The following is a 15,624-nucleotide window of genomic DNA, read 5'->3' as shown; positions in this document are numbered from 1 at the left end:
GCCCGCGCCCATGCTCCCCTCCTTCGTGGCCCTGCTCGGGCTTGGCCTGAGCGCTGCTCCCCCGCCCTCCCCCGCCGCCCCTTCCGCGTCCGCGGTGCTCCACGCGCAGTGCCGCACGCACGGGGCGGATCCGTCCAGACCCTGGGCGCTCGCGCACGGCATGGACCTGGACGGGAAGTCCTTCCGCGCGCGGGATGGCCGCGCGGCCTCGGACGCCATCGTCGCGGGGTACCTGCGCCGCGACGCCCCCGACGCGGGAGGCACGGCCCGCTACTTCTTCGACGCCTTCACCCCGGACGGCACGCCCGTGGAGCCCCACCCGGCGCTCCAGGTGAAGACCTTCCTGCTCGCGGGTTACCCGCGCTCGCATGCGTTCCCCACGGCGTGGGGCAAGGTGACGCTGCGGGAGCTGGTGGCGTCGCTCCAGCACGACTTCCGCCCCGCGCTCGCCGCGTCGCCGGACGGTGCGTGGGCGCTGGACGCGCTGTCACACGTGCTGGAGCCCGGGGGCTCGTTCGTCAACAGCGCGGGAGAGACGGTGCGCATGGACGCGGTGATGGACACCGCGCTCGCCACGCTGGAGTCCGCGAACGCGGAGCTGCTCCGAGGCATGAAGGCAGGCCTTCCCCAGGTGCCCAAGAACAAGCAGGGCATCTACGCGCACCCGTGCGGCGGGCTCCACTTCTTCCAGGCCGTCGCGGGCTGGGCGCGCTTCCCCGCCGTGCGAAAGGCGTGGGGCCCGCGGCTGGACGCGCAGGTGGACGTGCTGGTGTACCGGCTGGGTTCGGAGGCGCGGCAGTACGAGGCCGCGCTCACCGCCGCGCCCGCGTACCGCATCCCGGTGCTGGTGCAGATGGTGAAGTTCCACGGCCACTTCCTGGAGGCGCTGGGGCGATACCGGGACGAGACGGGCTGGAAGCCCACGCCCGCGCAGGCGGTGGCGGTAGCGGAGGCGAAGGCCGCGCTGGAGCACGCGACGCTGAGGCTGGAGGCCACGGGCGCCTTCCGCGACACGGAGGCGCTGTCCAAGACGCAGCCCCAGCTCGCCCTGGACCTGGTGGGCGATGCGTGCCACGCGGCGCGCGGCTGGGACCTGTGGGCCTCCGCGAAGGCCCGTTGAGGCCCGAGGCTCTGGAGCCGCTCAGGGCCCGTCCTGACGCTGGCCTCCTGGCTTGAGCCGCAGGAGTCCCGCGGAGAGCGCCGCCTTCCCGGAGGCCATCCACCGGCGGCCCCGCTGCCGCGCGACCATCACCGAGCCCAGCACGAGCCGCTGCGCGCGCATCTGGAGCAGGTCCGCGCGCAACTCCATGGGCGTCACGGTGCGGATGCGGCCCTGCTCATAGGCTTCCGTGATGGCGCGGCGCTGGAGCTTGCCGCTGCTCGTCTTCTGGAGCTGGCCGTAGCGGATGAAGAGGACGTCCTCTTTCGCGAGCGTCACGCCCACCGTCTCCAGCACCGACTGGCAGACCTGCTTGCGGCTGTCCTCCAGGCGCTCCAACGCGGCCGGGTGGTTCACCTCCGCCAGCACCACGAGACGGCCCTTCACCTGGATGACGGCGGTGCGGCCCGGGCGGATGAAGCCCAGCCGCTCCACGGCCTGCTCGAAGTCCGCGGAGAAGAAGCTCTGGCCGTTCACCTTGATGCGGTCGTTGATCCGCCCGGTGATGAAGAGCTCGCCCTCCTTCTGGAAGCCCAGGTCGCCCGTGGCGTAGAAGCCGTCGTCGCCGCGCAGGGGCCGGTCGTCCAGGAAGTACGACGGCGCCAGGCTGCCGCCGCGCAGCTCGATTTCGCCCAGCTCGCCCTCGCCGCACAACCGGCCGTCCTCCGCGCGCAGCCGCACCTCGAACTCCGTCAGCGGGCGGCCCACGGAGATGGCGGGCTGACCGTTGGGCGCGGTGATGACGCGCACCGTCTGGCGCGGCGGCACGCTCGCGACCATCAGCACCGTCTCCGCCATGCCGTAGCAGGGCATGAACACGTCGCGCCGCAGGCCACACGGGGCGAGGATGTCCAGGAACTGCTCCAGGTTGGGGATGTTGATGGGCTCGCTGCCCAGGTAGATGCTCTGCACGCGCGACAGGTCCAACCGCTTCAGGTCATCCGCGTCCGCCGACTTGAGCGACTTCAGCGCGTAGTCGATGGCGAAGTTGGGGATGACGGAGCCCATCACCTTCTCGGAGGAGATGAGCTCCAGCCAGCCCATGGGGTCCATCAGGAACGACGCGGGCTGGGCCAACAGCAGATCATTGCCCACCGTGATGCAGGTGAGCAGCCCGCCGATGAGTCCCATGTCGTGGTACAGCGGCAGCCAGCTCGTCACCCGGTCCTCGGACGTGCGGCTGTCGTGCCGGATGATCATCCGCAGGTTCGCGGCCAGGTTCTCCTGGGTGATGGGCACGCCCTTGGGGAACGACGTGGACCCCGACGAGAACTGCACGAACGCCAGCTCTCCGGGCGCCACCTCGCGCAGCTTCACCCCGGGACGCTTCGCGCCCGTGGGCGGCGGCGGCAGGCGCTCCAGGGGCAGCTCCAGTCCAGCGATGCTGGGCACGTCCAGCACGAGCAGCGCGCCATAGCGCTCGCGGATGCGCGCGAGGAAGTCCCGGTAGGGGCCCTTCGGCGTGCTCAGGATGTACGGCTTCACGGACAGGGGCACCGCGCCCAGCTCCATCAACCCCAGGAAGGCGAAGATGACGGACGAGGAGGTTTCGAAGGGCAGCACCACGCGCGTGCCCGGCGCCACGCCGCGCGCGCGGAAGTGCTCCGCCGCCCCGGCCACCCGGGAGGCGAACTCCCGGTAGGGCACGAACTCCGGCGGCCCGACGAAGTCGTCGTAGAGAAACAGGCCGCGCCGCGGATCCACCGACTCCAGCCGCTGGATGATGTCGAGCATGCGAAAAACTCCCCTCCTCCGGGTCCTTCAGTCCTTCAGTGCGAGGGCGCCACCTGGCGCATCCACGTGAGCACGCGAGGCAGCACCTCCGCGCGGGCGCGCTCTCCGCGCACCACGTCGAAGTGGCCCGCGTCCCAGCTCAGCCCCTGCGCGCGCCCCAGGACGAACAGATCCTTCCGGGCACTGCCCAGGTGGGCCACCAGCTTCTGCGCGCGCTGGGGTGACGCATGGAACACGTCCGCCGCGCCCACGCCCGCGAACACCGGCAGCGTCACGTTGCCCAGCGCGCTCCAGTAGTCCGTCGCGCCATCCGTGCTCCGGAACGCGCCCGTGGGCGCCCAGTCCGTGAACTGACGCATCACGCCCGCCGGCTCGTCCCAGGGCCCCTGCTTCAGCGCCTTCGCCGGGAAGCGCCCCAACATCCCCGCCACCGTGGACGAGAAGCCCAGCTGGAAGCGCTTCTTGAACCCGCCGTCGCTGTAGTCGTTCACCGCCGAGGACAGCGTGCACACACCGGACAGCGACGCCTGGAGCGAGGGGTCCACCCCCAGCGCCGCCAGCGCCGCGTAGCCCGCCATGCTGTGGGCCAGGAGGAACAGCGGCCCGGTGTGACGCGCGCGCACGGCCCGCACCAGGTCCGGGATGTCGTGGCGCACGTATGTGTCGAAGCTCCAGTTGTACGCGCGCTTCGCGGGCCAGCGGCTCTTGCCATGCCCGCGCAGGGACGCGACGTACGACACACAGCCCGCATCCACGAACGTGCGCGCGAACCCATCCCCCTGCCCGCCCAGGAAGAAGCGGCCGTCTGAGAACAGCCCCGGCACGAAGAGGATGCCGGGCGCGGAGTCCGGCGTCCCGGACAGGCGCGCCTCCACGACGTGCAGCGCGTGCTCCTGGGACGTGGGCACCCAGAACTCCAGCGACGCGAGCTCCGGCTTCACGTTCGTGCTCATGGGCGCGGATCCTCGACAGGGGCCACCGGGGCGCGCGCGGCGTCCAGGAACTGCTGCAGCGACGCGAGCGACCGGGCCCGCGCGTCCAGGAAGGCCACGCTCACCAGCGCCTCCACCGCCACCGGCCCGCCCACCGTCAGGAACACGCGCTGACGGAACCGCGCGCGGTAGTTGAGGCCGTCCGGCTCCAGCTCGTCCGCCGCGGGCGACTCCAGCTCCGTGTGCACCACCACGTCGCCCGGGGGAATCTCCCGGCGGTAGTCCACCTCCACGCGCGACACCACCGCCACCACCGGCCCCCCGCGCGTCAGCCCCTGCCGCTCCAGCCAGGCCCAACGGCCGGCCTCCAGGTACTCCAGCGTGGTGGCGTTGTTCACGTGCCCCAGGATGTCCAGGTCATTGGGACGCACGCGCAGCGTGAGTGACGACTCTTCGAAGTGCACGGGGGGATGTCCTTCGGCTGCCAGGGGGATGACAGCGACTTCAGGGGGACGGAGCGCGCGTCACGATGACCACCGTCGAGACGAACCCTCCGCTATGCGACAGCGATACAGAGACCTGCAGGCCCTCGCGCGCCAGGTGCTCCGCGAGCGTGCCGTGAAACTGGAAGCGCGGTGCGTGCCGGGCGTCGTGGACGAGCTCGGCGTCCGTCCAGAACCAACCGGCGACCGCGGGCAGCGCCTTGAAGAGGGCCTCCTTCGCGCTGAAGCCCGCCGCCAGGCTCTGCACCGGATCCGCCGCGCGCTCGAAGTGGGCGAGCTCCGCGGCGGTGAAGAAGACGTCCGGCTCCCGCAGGGCCCGTGCGGCCTCCAGCTCCGAGATGGCCTGGAGGTCGTGGCCCAGGCCCATCAACACCCGACGAGGTCCATCCAGGTGTCCTCCAGCTCCTCTCGCGACGCCACCGTGATGCCGGTGATGCGCTTGAGGGCGTGGAAGATGAGCTGCTCCTTCTTGCGCAGCGCGTCCGGGGCATAGAAGCTCTCGCGGTGCTCCAGCTGATCCCACCAGTTGACGTGGGTATCGCGGTTCTCCACGCGCTCGCGCTTGCTGCCGTGCACCTCGCCGCCGTCGCGAAGGAAGAGGTGCGCCACCGCGAACGCCTCCTTCGCCTTGTACGCGCCGCTGTCCACCAGCGCCTTGGCGAAGGCGATGAAGTAGTTCATGTGCTGCACTTCGTCCGCGGCCACCTGCTTGAACAGCGCGCGCAGGCCCGGGTCCTGGACCATCTGCGAGCACTGGCCGTAGTCCACCGCCGCCACCACCTCGGAGATGGACAGCAGCGTGAGCGTGCGCAGCATGTCGTCGTCGGGGAAGACCTTGCGGAACTCGATGAAGGTGGCGTCGGTGATGGGCTCCAGCCCCAGCACCGAGGACAGGCGGTTGAACGCCGTCTCGTGGTGCGCCTCCTCCTCGTTCCAGTAGCGGCTCCACGTGCCGCACGCCTGCATGATGGAGGCGACGGTGGGGTTCTTCTCCTGCCACCGGCGGCACTCCTGATCCGCCAGCCGCTCCAGCCGGTCCGCGCCCGGCTTCGTCGTCAGCTCCGCCCGCCCCGCGTTCCACACCAGGTGCCGGTCGGCTTCACCCACGTGCGCGAAGTCCACGTGGGAGAGCAGCTCCACCACGCTCCAGCGCCGCGACTCGTGCAGCCGCTGCTGCTCCCAGGTGATGTCCACCAGGGACCGCCCCCGCTGGGTGAGGGCTTCGTACAGCTCCGCCTGGATGGCCGGGCGGCTTTCGGGCGAGAGGACCTTGGGGGGGGTGACGGTCGCTTCTTCGTGCTCGAGGCTGCGCGCGAGGACGCTCATGCCGACTTCCGCTCCGGGTTCGTGACTTCACCCATGAACACCGCCAGGACCTTGGACACGGGTGTATCGAGGGACAGTGCCGGCAGGCGAACTCTCAGTCCATAATCCTTGCGCAACCCGTTGGAGGTGCGGGCAAAGGCTTCCATCAAGTCCACGCTGTTGGTCATGCGCTCTGAGCGTGTAATCAGCGCCGACAGTGTGAGGTCTTCGGAAAACAACTCTTCTTCCGTGAAACCCACGTTTTCCGCGAACTTCCGTCGGATATATGACTCGAGCTCCTGTGCGTCGGGCACGGGGGACCTTCCTTCCCAGGGCTTGAAAGTCGATTTCCCAGTCTAAAACAGGAAAGACTAACTGTGGCTCCAGACCTGTCAATCATCAACGGGTCACTTTGGATCCGCGTACGAACCCGTCCTCACGGGTTCGTTTCACGCGTCATTCATGCAATCAGGCGCGAGATTTCTTCGGCCGTGAAACCTGCGTCTTCCAAAATGACGCGCGAGTGCTGTCCGAGCGTGGGCGGTGGACGCAGTGCGACGTCGCCCATGCGCAGCGGCGTGAGCAGGTGCGTAACGCGAATGCCGCGCTGCGCATCATCCGTCTCCACGAAGAGGCCGCGCGCGCGCAGCTGCGGATCCGCGAGCACCTCGTCGCCTTCCGCCACCGGCTCCACGCAGAACTCCGCGCCGGAGAGCTGCTCACGCCAGTGCGCCAGGGGCTGGCTCGCGAAGACGCGGGTGAGCTCCGCCTTCACGCGCGCGCCGGCTTCGCCGCCGGAGTACGCGTCGTCCAACAGCTCCGGGCGGCCCAGCTTCGCGCAGAGCGAGCCGAAGAACTTGGGCTCCAGCGCGCCCACCGCGAGCCAGCGGTCGTCCGCGGTGCGATACAGGCCGTAGCTGGGAAAGCCGCCGTTGAGCGCCTCGCTTCCACGCTGGAGCGGTGAGCCCTCCTTCCCCATGAACAGGCGCGAGGCCAGGTGCAGGTGGAGGAACGCCAGCGCGCCGTCCGTCATGGACACGTCCACGAAGCGGCCCACGCCGGTGCGCTCGCGCTCATGCAGCGCGGCCAGGATGCCCACCAGCGCGAAGAGGCTTCCCCCGCCGATGTCCGCCATCTGCACGCCCGGGAACGCGGGCGCGCCACCGGCTTCTCCGCCGTAGCCCAGCAGGCCCGCGCGGGCCACGTAGTTGAGGTCATGCCCCGCCTTGAGCCGGTCCGGCCCCGTCTGGCCGTAGCCGGAGATGGCGCAGTAGATGAGCCGCGGGTTCTTCTGGCGCAGCACCGCCTCGCCCACGCCCAGCTTGTCCATGACGCCAGGGCGGAAGCTCTCCACCAGCACGTCGTAGTGGGACACCAGGCGCAGGAGCGCGTCACGGCCCTCGGGCGTCTTGAGGTTGAGCGTGAGCGAGCGCTTGTTGCGGTGCAGCCCGTAGTAGAGCGCGCCCTCCCCTTCGCGGTGCGGCGGCATGTGGCGGGTGGCGTCCCCCACGTCCGGGTCCTCCACCGTGTCCACGGTGGCACCCAGGTCCGCGAGCACCAGCGTCGCGTACGGGCCGGGCAAGAGGCGCGACAGGTCCAACACCCGCAGGCCCGCGAGGGGGGAAGACGGCTCAGACATGAAAGGGGGGCTCCAGGGGGAGATGGAGACATGCAGACGGCGCGTCCCCATCAGGGTGACGCGCCGTCGGTACGACACGAGACTCAGAGGCTCAGGACAGCAGCTTCGCCAGCTTCATGGCGAGGCCCATGTCCATCGGCTTGAACTTGAGCTTGCCCTGCATGGCGGCCATCTGCGGGTTCAGCTTGCCCTCGCGGATCTTCACGAAGTCGTCGTTGCTGACCGTGACGGTCATCTTCGACGCGCCGTTGAGACCCTCGGACACCCAGCCCTCCGTCTTGGTGGTGTCCAGCGTCCACTTGCCGCCACCGTCGCCGGAGACGTCGAAGTGGATGATGGCGTTGATGTCCTTCGCCAGCTCCGGCTTCGCCTGAAGCTTCTCGGGAATCTGCCCCTCGATGATGTCCTTCGCGGTCGCCATGACTCGCTCCTTGGTTTTAAGCGTTGATTGGTGAATCAGCCCTGCGCGGACCGTAGTGGTGCCCCACCGCTCCGGTCAAGCACGGCCACGGGAGGCGTGCTCAGACGCGAGAGGTGTCCGCCGAGGGGCTGAGGGACTGTCGCACCATCGACAGCAGGTCGTTGAGCTCGAAGGGCTTGGCCAGGTGGCCCATCGCGCCAATGTCCTTCGCCTTGCTGCCGACGTTGCGGTCCGCGCTGAGGACGATGATGGGGATGCCCGCGAAGGCAGGCTTCTGGCGCATGCGCTGGGCGAACTCCCAGCCGTCCATCACCGGCATCATCAGGTCCAGGAGGATGAGGTGCGGAGGGTCCGGCTCCAGGCGCTCCAGGGCCTCCTTGCCGTTGCGGGCACGGCGGATCTCGAAGCCTTCGGCCTCCAAAATCTCGGAGAGGGCCTCCAGGATGTCGGGATCATCGTCCACGACGAGCACCACGGGTGCTTCAGCATGCTGTGCGTTGAGCGAGGTCAGAGGTGTCTCCTCGATACCGCTTCCGGAGGTCGATCTTCCACCATCACTGGCCCCCCGGGTGCAAGAAATCAAGGGTCCCGCGGACGGAGAGGGAGCCCGTTGCAAAACCGACAGTCACTGCCCACCCTTCCGGTGATTCGAGGCTCGGCCAGGGGAGGTCCGCGTGACGTGGATGGGGGAGACGGCTGGAGGCAACGAAACCGCACCGGGGCTCGCGCTGTTGCCCCGTCAAGGGACACCCCGCCTGCTCGGTCCCCTGCTCCTGGACTACCTGGGGTTGGAGGCCCTGCCTCCCCTGCCGGCCGTCACAGGCATCGACGGGCTGATGGCCGCCGTGGGCTTCCGCCGCAAGGACGGCGAGCGCAACCTGTGGGAGCGCCAGGAGCGCACCGTCCTGGTGGGCGAAGAGCCGCTGGAGGACGGCGGACGGCTGGTCTGGGCGCTGCCGGTGCCCTGGAGCGCGGAGCCGGGTTCACCCCAGGTGCCCCAGGCTTCACCGTCAGGCGAGCGCGTGGAGGACCGCGTGCGCTTCCTGTCGCTCGCGTCGCACGACCTGCGCGGGTCGCTGGCCAACATCCGCTCGTACGCGGCGCTGCTGCTCAACGGGCGCATCCCGCTGGAGCCCAAGGCGCAGCGGGGGCTGGAGACCATCCTGCGCAACGCGGACCGGGCGCTCTCCTTCGCCCAGGACTTCTTCGACTCCAGCCGCGCGGACCTGGGCGCGCTGGCGTGTGAGCGCGAGCGCCAGGCGCTCCTGCCCATCCTGGATGCCGCGGTGGAGCGCACGCGGGCCGCGGCGTCCGCAGCCAACGTGGAGCTGGTGCTGGACACGCTGCCGGACCTGCCCGACGTGACCGTGGACTCGGGCCGCATCCAGCACGCGGTGGAGGCCTTCGTGCACCACCTGCTGGCGCGCGCGCAGCCGGGCGAGGCGCTCCACGTGCGCGCCGAGCGCCTGGGTCACCAGGTGCGGGTGGAGGTGCGCCGCGACGGCGCGGCCGTTCCAGAAGAGGACATCACCGCTGTCTTCCAGTGCGAGGAGCGCGCCTTCCGCGAGCGCAAGCTGGAGGATCCGCTGCGCGTCTTCCTGGCCCGGCAGGAGGTGGAGGCCCACGGCGGCCAGGTGGGCGCCCAGGCGGACGCGGGCGGCACCACCCTCTTCCTCACGTTGCCCTTATCGCTTCCAGCGGAACTCGGGCATCCAGCGGGCTGGCAGGCGTGAGCCCTGGCCGGCGGAGTTGCTAGCGCGACCCACCTCCCACCGGTATGCTCCCTCGCGCATTTCGTGAGGAGCGAAGCCATGGGATTGAAGCTTCCTGAGATTCTTCTGATTTTCGCGGCGCTGCTGCTGCTGTTCGGCGGCTCGCGGTTGCCGCAGCTCGGCTCGTCCCTGGGCAGCGCGCTCCGCAACTTCAAGCGCGGCTTCTCCAGCGACGAGGAGAAGGACGACGCTGGCGACAAGAAGACCGGCACGCTGTCCGCGTCCACCACCGTGGACAAGGACGTCGCCGCCAAGTCGCCCAGCCACCACGCCTGATTGCGGTTCCGTCCGGGTGGGCCCGGGAAGGCCCCGCCCCTGACGGCAAAAAGACATCGCTGAACGTTCACCCGTGACGCCCGTACCGTGACCGCTCGAAAGCGGCCTCGGACGGGCGTCGGGCTTTGGTGCGTCAGTCCATGACCTTCGCGCCTTCGTACATGGCGTCGATGGTCTTGATGTACTTCTGGCTGGCGACCTTGCGCTTCACCTTGAGGGTGGGCGTGAGCTCACCGGACTCCTGCGTGAAGTCCGCGTCCATGACGGCGATCTTCTTGATGCTGGAGTACGGAGGAATCTCCGCGTTCACCTTCTTGATGATCTCCTCGACGGCCGTCTTGATCTCCGGCCGCTGGGAGTTCTGCGCGTAGGTGCCCACCGCGATGCCCTTGTCCTCCAGCAGCTTGCGCGCCGGGTCCTCGGACACGGTGATCAACGCCACCAGGAACGGCCGCTTGTCGCCGTACACCATGGCCTGGCTGATGAGCGGGAAGGTCTTGAGCGTGTTCTCGATGTTCTGAGGCGCCACGTTCTTGCCGCCCGCGGTGACGATGATGTCCTTCTTGCGGTCGGTGATGCGCAGGTAGCTGTCGGAGTCCACCTCGCCGATGTCACCGGTGTGGAACCAGCCGTCCGGATCCAGCACCTCCGCGGTGGCGGCGGGGTTCTTGTAGTAGCCCTTCATCACGCAGGGGCCACGCACGAGAATCTCACCGTCCGCGGCGATCTTGATCTCCGTGCCCGGCACCGGCGGGCCCACGGTACCGATCTTGATCTTCTCCACCCGGTTGGCGTTGCACGGAGCGCTCGTCTCCGTGAGGCCGTAGCCCTCCAGCACCTTGAGGTCGAGCAGGTCGAAGAAGTAGGCGATCTTCCGGGACAGCGGCGCGCCGCCGGAGATGAAGATGCGCATGTTGCCGCCCAGCTTCTCGTCGAGCGTCTTGCGCACCTTGGAGAACACGAGCTTCTTCGCCAGGCTGAACATCAGCGTGTCGTACTCGCGCCCCTGGCCCTTGGCCTCGGAGTACTCGTCGAACAGGCCGAAGGCCCACTTGAAGAGCTTGCCCTTCACGCCGGGCGCCGCCGAGCCGTTGGCCACGACGTTGTTGTAGACCTTCTCGAACACGCGCGGCACGGACGGCAGCACCGTGGGGCGCGTCTCCGCCAGGTTCGCGAGCAGCTTGTCCACCGACTCCGCGATGATCAGCCGGAAGCCCATGGACAGCCACGCGGCCTTCACCACCTGGGCGAACACGTGCGCCAGGGGCAGGAAGAGCATGACGGAGTCCTCCGGCTTCATCATGCCCATGGCCTGGGTGGCCTTCGCTTCATAGGCCCAGTTGCCGTGGGTGAGGATGACGCCCTTGGGGTCGCCCGTGGTGCCGGAGGTGTAGACGAGCATGTTGGTCTCGTCCAACTTCACCTGCGACACGCGCTCGGTGAACGCGGACTCGGCCGCCTGCGGCTGGCCCTTGCCGGAGGCCACCATGTCCGCGAGCGACATCTCCTTGTCGCCGGAGATGGGGCCTTCGAAGACGATGATCTTCTGCAGCGTGGGGATGTCCCCCAGCTTGGAGCGCACGCGGGACAGGCGGCCCGCCTGCTTGGCGTCCTTCTCGTCGTTGTCGACGAGCAGCAGCTTCGTCTCCGAGTGGTTCAGGACGTAGCGGCACTCATCCGGCGTGTTGGAGCCATAGATGGGCACCGTGATGGCCTGGGCCGCGCTGATGGCCAGGTCCGCGATGATCCACTGCAAGCTGGTGTTGGCGAAGATGGCCACCCGGTCCCCGGGCTGAACGCCCTGGGCGATGAGGCCCGCCGCCTGCGCCTTCACGTCCTCCAGCACCTGCGCGAACGTGACGTCCTGCCAGCGTCCGTCCTTCTTGTGCGTCACGCCTACCTTGGAGGCGTTCTGTGCCCGCTGAACGAGCAACTGGACGAGGTTCTGCTCCTGCGTCCCGCCCGCCGCGGGAGCCGTCGTGACCTGACTCTCTGCCCTCACTTGAGCTCCTCCTGGATGTCGGCATCCACCTTCTTGGCCCACTGCTGCACGCGCTGCCCCTCAGCGGGGTTGTACGCGGTGCTTCCCTGCTTGACCTTCTCGACGGCCGCGCTCGCTTCCTTCGCCTTGCCGTCCTTCAGCAACGTCTCGGCAAGGTAGTAGTGCGCGCGCAGCGACTGCGGAAACTTGGCGATGGCCTTCTGGTAGTACTCGGCGGACTTGCCCAGGTCGCGCTTCGGCCAGGGCAGCTCATAGAAATAGCGCCCCTTCACCAGCCAGGGACCGCCGTACTCGTACGTGGCGTCGAGCTTCAGCGCGGTGTCCAGGCGCTCGTTGAACTTGCCCTCCAGCCCGTCGCCCAGCGCCTTCATGATTCCCACGGCCTGCGAGTAGGAACCGATGCCGCAGGCGGCGAAGTAGTAGCCCTCCACGCGCGCGGGCTGCAGCTTGGAGGCCTTGTCCCCGGCCTCCCAGGTCTGCTTGCCCAGGACCATCTTGAGCTTCTTCTCCGTGGCGCCGTCCGCCTGCCACTGGAGGATGCGCGCCTTTCGCCACGCCAGCTCGAAGTCGTCCGGCGCGGCCTTCAGCGCCTCGGACACGTCCTTGTCCAGCGCCTTCACGGACTCCGCGTCACTGCGCTTCGCGTACAAAGCGTCGAGTTGGTCGAGCAGCGCGGGATCCGCAGCGTTCGCCGGGATGGCCCAAAGCACCCAAAGGGCAAGCAATTTCAAGCGCATCGAAAAGCCTTAGCACGCACGCTCGCCTACCATCAACCGAACGTGCCAGACGCAGCGCGGCAAAAACGAAGACGGGACCGGCAAGGTGTGAACACCCCGCCAGGTCCCGTCATCGATGCAACAGATGCTGCCTTTCGCGCTTGGCGCTTCAGGCCGCGTCGGCCGTGGCGGTGTGCTCCTCGTTCTCGTTGAAGGCGATGAGGTAGCGCTCCAGGAAGTTCTTCGTCTTCAGCTCCACCTGGCGCACGCGCTCGCGCGACACGCCCCAGCGCTGGCCCAGCTCCTCCAGCGTCAGCGGCTTGTCCTGCGTGAGGCGCTCCTGGAGGATGTCCCAGCCCAGGTCGCCAATGCGCTTGCGCACCTTGGACAGGGCATCCTGGATTTCGGTGTCCTGCTCGCGGGAGAGGAACGTCTCCTGCGGGGAGGGACCGCCGTCCTCCAGCCGGTCGAGGAAGGTCGTCTCGCCCTCCTCGTCGATGGTGGCGTCCAGCGAGAAGTCCACCATGCTGCCGCGCTCCGCCTCACCGCCGCGCACCTGGCTGCGGTTGTCCTTCAGATAGCGGGTGATGTAGGCGCGGATCCACCACACGGCATAGGTGGCGAAGCGCACGTTCTTCTTCGGGTCGAAGTGCTCGATGGCCTTCATGAGGCCGACGTTGCCTTCCTGGATGAGGTCGTCCAGGCGGGCCCCGCGGTTGGCGAACTTCTTCGCCACGGCGACCACGAAAGCGAGGTTGGAGCTGGCGAGCGTCTGTCGGGCGCTCTCGTCACCCTTGCGGGCCTGGCGAGCCAGTTCGTACTCCTGTTCACGCGTGAGCTGCTGGTGGCCGCCCAGGTGACGCAGGTAATGCGAAAGGCCCTCTGCCGCGAACTTCGTCGAGTTGGCCATGATTTCCCGTCCTTCCGTTCGAAACTGCCGGACGCGATGAATCCCCCGACGAACCGCGTCCACCTGTCACTAGGACGCGCAACGGCGGAAAGGGTTTCTCATTCCTTCCAAGAAGAGCGTTTCGCCCTCTCACCCTTGTCAAATGCCCGTCACGCACTCGCACTTCCGGGCCCTTGGAAGCGCGTGACGTGTCGGGTGGGACAGCACCTACGTTTCCGGTCACGAAGTCTTCAACGCTTGAGCGCGGGGAAGATTTTCTCGGGATTGAGCAGACCTGATGGATCGAAAAAGACCTTCAGGCGGCGCTGCAGTTCCAACAGCGCGGGCGATTGCTCCAGCGCCAGATATTCCCGCTTCGCGTGCCCCACGCCGTGCTCACCGGTGATGGTGCCCCCCAGCTCCACGGTGAGCACCAGCATGCGACGCAGCGCCTCGTCCACGAGGGGGCGCTGGCTGGGACCTTCGTACAGGATGTTGGCGTGCAGGTTGCCGTCGCCCGCATGGCCATACGTGGCCACGGTGAGCCCCAGCTCCGCGCCCATCTTCTTCAGCCGCTCGATGATCTCGGGAATTTTCGAGCGGGGTACCACGATGTCCTCGGAAATCTTGGCTGGCTTGAGCGCGCGCAGTGCCGGGGAAATCATCCGCCGCGCCGCCCACAGCTTTTCGCGCTGACCTTCGTCCTGGGCCACCAGGGTCTGGGTGGCCCCGTGCTGGGTGCAGATGTCCCCCAACAGTTGGAGCTCCGCGAACACGCCTTCGGGAGTGTTGCCGTCGACCTCGGCGATGAGGGCGGCGCCCGCGTCCGGGGGGAACTGGAAGCTGCCCCGGTGCACGATGGCCTGGACGGCGACCTCGTCGATGAGCTCCAGGCAGCGCGGCAGGATGCCGGCGGCGAGCACCGCGGAGACGCCCCGCGCCGCGTCCAGCACGGACGGGAACACCACCAGCGCGGTCATCACCTGGCGGGGCAGCGGAATCAGCTGCACCGTGATTTCAGTGGCCACGCCGAGCGTGCCCTCGGAGCCCACGAAGAGCCCCACCAGGTCATAGCCGGCCACGCCCTTGATGGTGCGCCGGCCCACGCGCAGCACCTCGCCGTCCGGCATCACCCACTCCAGGCCGATGACGTAGTCGCGCGTGACGCCGTACTTCAGGGCGCGCGGGCCGCCGGCGTTCTCCGCCACGTTGCCGCCCAGCGTGCAGAACTCCCAGGAGTTCGGATCCGGCGGATAGAAGAGGCCCTGGGCCTCCACGGCCTTCATCAGGTCGCCCGTCACCACGCCGGGCTCCACCACCGCGGTGAGGTCCTCCTTGGAGATGGAGCGGATGCGGTTCATGCGCTCCAGGCTGACCGCCATGCCGCCCTTCAGGGGCAGCGAGCCGCCGCTCTTGCCGCTGCGCGCGCCGCAGGGGGTGAAGGGCACGCCGTGTGCCTGGCACGCCTTGAAGATGGCGGACACCTGCGCGGTGGTCTCCGGCAGCAGGACGGCGTCAGGCCGGTACACGCCGCTGTCGGACTCGTCGCGCGCGTAGGCGTCGAGCGTGGACTCGTCGCGCTTCACCTGGCCCTGGGACAGCACGTCCGCCAGGGCCTCCAGCACCTTCGCCACGCGCTCGGGCGCCACCCGCTCGAAGGTCTGGGAGGCGGGGTTCATCGGCCCGCTCCCGTGCGAGCCCCCACGCGGGCCCACAGCTCGCGGCGCAGGGGGCCGTCGCGGCGCAGGCGTCCTTCATAGGCCTCCGCGTGGGTGACGGCGTCGCGTTGGTGATCGGCCCTCAGCCGCAGGCACGCCTGCTCCGCTTCCAGGATGCAGGCGGTGGCGGGACTGTCGAGCACTCGGGCGAGCGAACGCGCCACCTGCCGGGCCAGGTCCTCCTGGAGGATGAGCCGGTGCGCGAAGACATCCACCAGCGCGCCGATGCGTCCGAAGCCCACCACGCGCGAACCCGGCACGTAGGCCACGTGCGCGCGGCCGGTGAAGGGCAGCAGGTGGTGCGGGCACATGGAGTGGAAGCGCAGGTCCGTCACGACCACCAGTTCGCCGGAGGAGTCCGCGGGCGCGGGGTACGTCTTCCCGAGCGCCTCTTCGGGCGTGCGGCCGTAGCCGTCTAGGAAGCCGTTCGCCCACACGTCGGCCACGCGCGTGGGCGTGTCCAGCAGGTTCACGTCCTGGAGGTCGAGCCCCGCGGCGGTGAGGAAGTCGCGGACCGCCCGGGCCATACCGGCGGGGTCGGGGCGCACGGCGCGAGGG

The 15,624-nt window shown here is 68.8% G+C and carries 17 protein-coding genes; 3 read left to right on the top strand and 14 right to left on the bottom strand.

Features of this window, described 5'->3' with window-relative positions; genetic code table 11:
• Positions 1 to 10 precede the first annotated feature (10 nt).
• The gene (locus D7Y15_RS14920) at positions 11 to 1,120 is read left to right on the top strand and encodes a hypothetical protein (RefSeq protein WP_120576068.1); all 1,110 of its coding nucleotides are present in this window, start codon (positions 11 to 13) and stop codon (positions 1,118 to 1,120) included.
• Positions 1,121 to 1,141: 21 nt separating this feature from the next.
• Here the strand turns inward: D7Y15_RS14920 and D7Y15_RS14915 are convergent, their stop codons facing one another.
• From D7Y15_RS14915 to D7Y15_RS14875, 9 genes are all read right to left on the bottom strand, one after another.
• A complete protein-coding gene (locus tag D7Y15_RS14915) occupies positions 1,142 to 2,893 on the bottom strand; it encodes an AMP-binding protein (RefSeq protein ID WP_121752996.1) in 1,752 nt (583 codons plus the stop codon).
• 35 nt (positions 2,894 to 2,928) lie between these two features.
• On the bottom strand, positions 2,929 to 3,846 hold the full coding sequence (locus D7Y15_RS14910; RefSeq protein ID WP_121752995.1) for an alpha/beta fold hydrolase: 918 nt from the start codon (positions 3,844 to 3,846) through the stop codon (positions 2,929 to 2,931).
• The gene (locus tag D7Y15_RS14905; protein ID WP_120576071.1) at positions 3,843 to 4,289 is read right to left on the bottom strand and encodes a thioesterase family protein; all 447 of its coding nucleotides are present in this window, start codon (positions 4,287 to 4,289) and stop codon (positions 3,843 to 3,845) included. Before D7Y15_RS14905 ends, D7Y15_RS14910 begins: the two co-directional genes overlap by 4 nt.
• 40 nt (positions 4,290 to 4,329) lie before the next feature.
• Complete coding sequence (locus D7Y15_RS14900; RefSeq protein WP_120576072.1) at positions 4,330 to 4,695, bottom strand: holo-ACP synthase; 366 nt, start codon at positions 4,693 to 4,695, stop codon at positions 4,330 to 4,332.
• Positions 4,695 to 5,654 carry a ferritin-like domain-containing protein gene (locus D7Y15_RS14895; protein ID WP_120576073.1) on the bottom strand — a complete coding sequence of 320 codons (960 nt, stop codon included), beginning with the start codon at positions 5,652 to 5,654 and terminating at the stop codon, positions 4,695 to 4,697. The genes D7Y15_RS14900 and D7Y15_RS14895 overlap by 1 nt, the downstream gene beginning before the upstream one ends.
• Positions 5,651 to 5,947 carry a hypothetical protein gene (locus D7Y15_RS14890; protein WP_120576074.1) on the bottom strand — a complete coding sequence of 99 codons (297 nt, stop codon included), beginning with the start codon at positions 5,945 to 5,947 and terminating at the stop codon, positions 5,651 to 5,653. The genes D7Y15_RS14895 and D7Y15_RS14890 overlap by 4 nt, the downstream gene beginning before the upstream one ends.
• A gap of 146 nt (positions 5,948 to 6,093) precedes the next feature.
• Positions 6,094 to 7,272 carry a CaiB/BaiF CoA-transferase family protein gene (locus tag D7Y15_RS14885; RefSeq protein WP_120576075.1) on the bottom strand — a complete coding sequence of 393 codons (1,179 nt, stop codon included), beginning with the start codon at positions 7,270 to 7,272 and terminating at the stop codon, positions 6,094 to 6,096.
• Positions 7,273 to 7,363: 91 nt separating this feature from the next.
• Positions 7,364 to 7,693, bottom strand: coding sequence for an SCP2 sterol-binding domain-containing protein (locus D7Y15_RS14880; protein ID WP_120576076.1), 330 nt, complete (start codon positions 7,691 to 7,693; stop codon positions 7,364 to 7,366).
• 100 nt (positions 7,694 to 7,793) lie between these two features.
• Entirely contained in the window at positions 7,794 to 8,168 is a 375-nt protein-coding gene (locus D7Y15_RS14875; protein ID WP_120576077.1) for a response regulator, read from the bottom strand.
• A gap of 208 nt (positions 8,169 to 8,376) precedes the next feature.
• On the opposite strand from D7Y15_RS14875, the gene D7Y15_RS14870 reads away from it, so the two are divergent.
• Positions 8,377 to 9,426, top strand: a complete 1,050-nt coding sequence (locus D7Y15_RS14870; RefSeq protein ID WP_120576084.1) for a sensor histidine kinase KdpD — start codon at positions 8,377 to 8,379, stop codon at positions 9,424 to 9,426.
• Between the two features lie 78 nt (positions 9,427 to 9,504).
• Positions 9,505 to 9,741, top strand: coding sequence for a twin-arginine translocase TatA/TatE family subunit (locus tag D7Y15_RS14865; RefSeq protein ID WP_120576078.1), 237 nt, complete (start codon positions 9,505 to 9,507; stop codon positions 9,739 to 9,741).
• 133 nt (positions 9,742 to 9,874) lie between these two features.
• Here the strand turns inward: D7Y15_RS14865 and D7Y15_RS14860 are convergent, their stop codons facing one another.
• The 5 genes from D7Y15_RS14860 to folE form a co-directional block, all read right to left on the bottom strand.
• Entirely contained in the window at positions 9,875 to 11,743 is a 1,869-nt protein-coding gene (locus tag D7Y15_RS14860) for a long-chain fatty acid--CoA ligase (protein WP_121752994.1), read from the bottom strand.
• Entirely contained in the window at positions 11,740 to 12,480 is a 741-nt protein-coding gene (locus D7Y15_RS14855; RefSeq protein ID WP_120576080.1) for a tetratricopeptide repeat protein, read from the bottom strand. The genes D7Y15_RS14860 and D7Y15_RS14855 overlap by 4 nt, the downstream gene beginning before the upstream one ends.
• A gap of 148 nt (positions 12,481 to 12,628) precedes the next feature.
• The gene (locus D7Y15_RS14850; RefSeq protein WP_120565939.1) at positions 12,629 to 13,369 is read right to left on the bottom strand and encodes an RNA polymerase sigma factor RpoD/SigA; all 741 of its coding nucleotides are present in this window, start codon (positions 13,367 to 13,369) and stop codon (positions 12,629 to 12,631) included.
• Between the two features lie 230 nt (positions 13,370 to 13,599).
• A complete protein-coding gene (locus tag D7Y15_RS14845; protein WP_120576081.1) occupies positions 13,600 to 15,027 on the bottom strand; it encodes an FAD-binding oxidoreductase in 1,428 nt (475 codons plus the stop codon).
• A partial coding sequence (folE, locus tag D7Y15_RS14840) for a GTP cyclohydrolase I (protein WP_233604960.1) occupies positions 15,024 to 15,624 on the bottom strand: 601 nt, incomplete at its 5' end. The genes folE and D7Y15_RS14845, both read right to left, overlap by 4 nt.

Source organism: Corallococcus sp. AB030 (assembly GCF_003668965.1).
GTDB classification, from domain to species: domain Bacteria; phylum Myxococcota; class Myxococcia; order Myxococcales; family Myxococcaceae; genus Corallococcus; species Corallococcus exiguus.
This window is presented reverse-complemented; position numbering and strand designations above follow the sequence as displayed.

Bases quoted from the DNA above. Each gene is read 5' to 3' on its own strand.
- D7Y15_RS14920 (WP_120576068.1), top strand. From the start codon at position 11: ATGCTCCCCTCCTTCGTGGCCCTGCTCGGGCTTGGCCTGAGCGCTGCT.
- D7Y15_RS14915 (WP_121752996.1), bottom strand. From the start codon at position 2,893: ATGCTCGACATCATCCAGCGGCTGGAGTCGGTGGATCCGCGGCGCGGC.
- D7Y15_RS14910 (WP_121752995.1), bottom strand. From the start codon at position 3,846: ATGAGCACGAACGTGAAGCCGGAGCTCGCGTCGCTGGAGTTCTGGGTG.
- D7Y15_RS14900 (WP_120576072.1), bottom strand. From the start codon at position 4,695: ATGGGCCTGGGCCACGACCTCCAGGCCATCTCGGAGCTGGAGGCCGCA.
- D7Y15_RS14895 (WP_120576073.1), bottom strand. From the start codon at position 5,654: ATGAGCGTCCTCGCGCGCAGCCTCGAGCACGAAGAAGCGACCGTCACC.
- D7Y15_RS14885 (WP_120576075.1), bottom strand. From the start codon at position 7,272: ATGTCTGAGCCGTCTTCCCCCCTCGCGGGCCTGCGGGTGTTGGACCTG.
- D7Y15_RS14880 (WP_120576076.1), bottom strand. From the start codon at position 7,693: ATGGCGACCGCGAAGGACATCATCGAGGGGCAGATTCCCGAGAAGCTT.
- D7Y15_RS14870 (WP_120576084.1), top strand. From the start codon at position 8,377: ATGGGGGAGACGGCTGGAGGCAACGAAACCGCACCGGGGCTCGCGCTG.
- D7Y15_RS14865 (WP_120576078.1), top strand. From the start codon at position 9,505: ATGGGATTGAAGCTTCCTGAGATTCTTCTGATTTTCGCGGCGCTGCTG.
- D7Y15_RS14855 (WP_120576080.1), bottom strand. From the start codon at position 12,480: ATGCGCTTGAAATTGCTTGCCCTTTGGGTGCTTTGGGCCATCCCGGCG.
- D7Y15_RS14850 (WP_120565939.1), bottom strand. From the start codon at position 13,369: ATGGCCAACTCGACGAAGTTCGCGGCAGAGGGCCTTTCGCATTACCTG.
- D7Y15_RS14845 (WP_120576081.1), bottom strand. From the start codon at position 15,027: ATGAACCCCGCCTCCCAGACCTTCGAGCGGGTGGCGCCCGAGCGCGTG.